This is a genomic window from Leptospira sarikeiensis (genome assembly GCF_004769615.1).
Lineage (GTDB): Bacteria > Spirochaetota > Leptospiria > Leptospirales > Leptospiraceae > Leptospira_B > Leptospira_B sarikeiensis.
This window is the reverse complement of record NZ_RQGF01000021.1, coordinates 1-3,136: the sequence shown is the minus strand read 5'-3', so window position 1 is coordinate 3,136 and position 3,136 is coordinate 1. Positions and strand designations below refer to the sequence as shown.

The following is a 3,136-nucleotide window of genomic DNA, read 5'->3' as shown; positions in this document are numbered from 1 at the left end:
TTCTGAAAGTCTTCAGAAATTGAAAGAAGATGCGGAGAATCGTAAAAAATTAGAAGGAGCTAAGATCAACGAGAAAGCTCTTGAGATGTTACACGATTATCTTGCGGGTCTTCCACAAAATAGCCGAAATTTCGATACGATCTATCTAAAAGTATTAAAAGATGCAGATACTAGTTCTCTTGGATTGGATCTTGATTCCGATGCGTTGACCAAGAGAAAAGCTTTAGATATCGTTTTAGATTTTTTTAGAAATAATAGAAACGCGATCTCAAACCAATTAGCTTCTACGGATTACGACGATTGGATCTCTAGTTTAGGAGACGAGGTAGACGCGGCAGGCGAAAGCGTATCCTTCTATGAGGACGGGGGTAAGTTTTCGGAAGAGGACAGATCGGATATTAGAGCAAGCGGAACTTCCGAAGAAAAAAGACTTTTAAACGAGTATTATAATTTCGGTAGCACTTTCTTTTTCGGTTCAGCAGTTCAAAGTAAGGTTGCATCTTTAGATCAGGCATCTCAGAACTTCTCCGCATTCGCGACTCAAGTGACTACAAGAGGCGTATTGTCCGCACTTACAGACGACTATTTCGAGGCACAGGAAAATAAAACAAGCGGACTACTTGCAGAGATCCGCTCTAAGATCGGTGGACTTTCTTCTGTTACAGCATCCGATCTTTTACAAGATTCATTCAATATCGGAACCAATTTAGATCATGATAATGAAGAGGAAGATAGACGTAAAAATCTTCTCTCAGAATATCTAACAGGCAAAACAAGTACGGAAGATTTCCTACTTGCGATGAGTGATCTTTCTTCTCTCAGTAATATTTTCGGTGCATCTATCGCAACTAAAGTGTATTCGGATGCAACAGGACTCAAAGGCCAATATACGAGTCAATTAACCGATTATGTAAACGCTTCCAATAACTTAACAAATTCCTTAAATAATGCGAATGACGCTGTAAATTCTGCGGTTGCTTTATTCGCGGATAATCGTCTGGATTATTTTAACGGACAATTGAGCTCTTTACAAGGGATCTATGATCTACGTAATTACGAAGATCCAACAAATCCGGGAGTCCCGGTCTTTACGAGTATGGATTTTAGTAGTCTTGGAAATTATATTTCCGGGATATCTGCAAGTTTAAGCGGCTGGAATACTGCAAAAGGAAACTTACAAACTGCATTTGCTTCTTATAATGATGCAAAGGCAACCTTGTCTTCTTTAACTCCTGGAAGTGATGAATTTTTAACCCAATCCAATACTGTACTTTCTAAGTTTAACGATCTAAAAACCGCATACGACGAAGCAAGAGGTTACTTGCAGATCGTTACTGGGGATACTCAAAGTGCATATACGGAGAGTCGAAACCTAGTCACTCAAATGAAATCGGAAGAAAGTCTTTCCGGTAATTTCCTTTTGAATGCGACTACTCTTGCAACTGCTCCTGCAGGTATTTTGGACCAATATACTACTAATCCAGGGAATTTTACATATTTTGCATCTCTTCAAAGTGGTCCGGTTGAACTTCTGATCACCGAAGAAATGTCTGTGACCCTTGGAATGCTTGGCCTTGCGATTGATCAGAGTGATTTGAGCGGTGTGTTTGCGAAATCAACCGGATTAGATTCTATCACAACAAGCTTAAATTCCGTATCTACTACGTACGCTTCTTTAAACTCCACAAAAACTAAAATCGAAGATTTCCAAGACGGACTTTCGGATCGAGTTGTTGTGTATCTGGGAGAAGGTTCTAAAAATCAGATCGATCAGGAAGAACTTATCTCTTATGTAAAAGATCTTAGAAATTTTTTCATCACCAAACAACAAAATGGAGAACAGGTCAATAGTTCTATTCTTTCGGCTTTAGAGACTGCAGGAGCATATACAGACGAATTGGAGAATTTGAAATATTTCGCCTCCATTGCTGTAGCAGATAGAACGGAAAGTAATCTAAATACAGCTCTTACTACAGCTAAGACCTATACTACTACGATCCAAGAAGCAAGAACCTTGTTTGTGGAATTACAATCCACTTTGAAGGCATTACAGGCTTCAGGCCAACCTGCTTTTAACTCGATTACTCAAATAGAAGCTGGTCTTCAAAAATTTGCTTCTCTTCAAACAAAACTGCAAGGTTCCGATTTTGAATTGGACGCAGACGTTGTTTCCGGCATGGATTCTTTGAAAAACTATGCCTGGGAAATCCGTAAAGAACAGTTAGGAGAAGCATTCTTATCCGAATTAGTATCCAATACTTCTTTAGATCAGTTTATTACGGAAGTAAGAGCTGGAAAACAATGGGCTGTGGATCCGAATTCTGCTTCTACAAATCCGTATGCATTGTCTCAAAACACAGAGGCGAAATTTTTAGGACAGGCTCTTACAGAAACACAGATCCAAGAACTTTATAGTTTCTTAAAAGTATATAGAGACCAGGCGAAGATCCAAAATGCGGATTTAAGTAAAGGGATCGAAAGTGTGCTAATCTCAAGTGATCCTGATATAAAAGAAGAACTGCAAAAACAAGCATTAGCGATAGGTTATGAAAGAATTAACACAAGTCTTGCTCAAGGAGCATTTGCAAGTGCGAGTTCTTATCCTCCTGAACTTGCAGACTATGCTTTGGTCAGTAATTTTTCAGCATACCTTGGAGCGATTGCTGCTGCAGCAACTGCAAACAACCAAACTGTAGATAAAAGCGAAGTATTGAGAAACTTCTTATTAACATATGGAATCGCTTCCCAAGGTCAGTCTCTTTTAGAAAACTTTGTCTCTAATTTTGATACTAGAAATTCCTCTTATTATCTTCCTGATTTCTTGAAAGAAAGAGATCTAACATATGCATATTATTCTAGATCCGCTACAGAAAACATAACTCCGGATAATATGGCTTCTCTCACAAGCTGGCTGCAGAGTAAAAAATACGAATCCAGTCTTGTGAATTCTTTAAATAAAACCGTTCGAATGGATTCTCTTTTAAGCGGTTATTTGGGAGATCCGGATTCTGAGTATTTGGATTATGCTGGAAATAAGTTAAGTGGTGGCCTTTCCGATTCAGAAAAACAAGGATTCGTATTGTATAAGGCAGGGCTTTATTCTCCGTTTGCCGCTTTGGATCCTATGTCAAATATC

At 38.7% G+C, this 3,136-nt stretch carries 1 pseudogene; it reads left to right on the top strand.

Annotated features, from left to right (window positions below):
- Positions 1 to 3,136: pseudogene (locus EHQ64_RS09090) on the top strand (hypothetical protein); the annotation flags it as partial.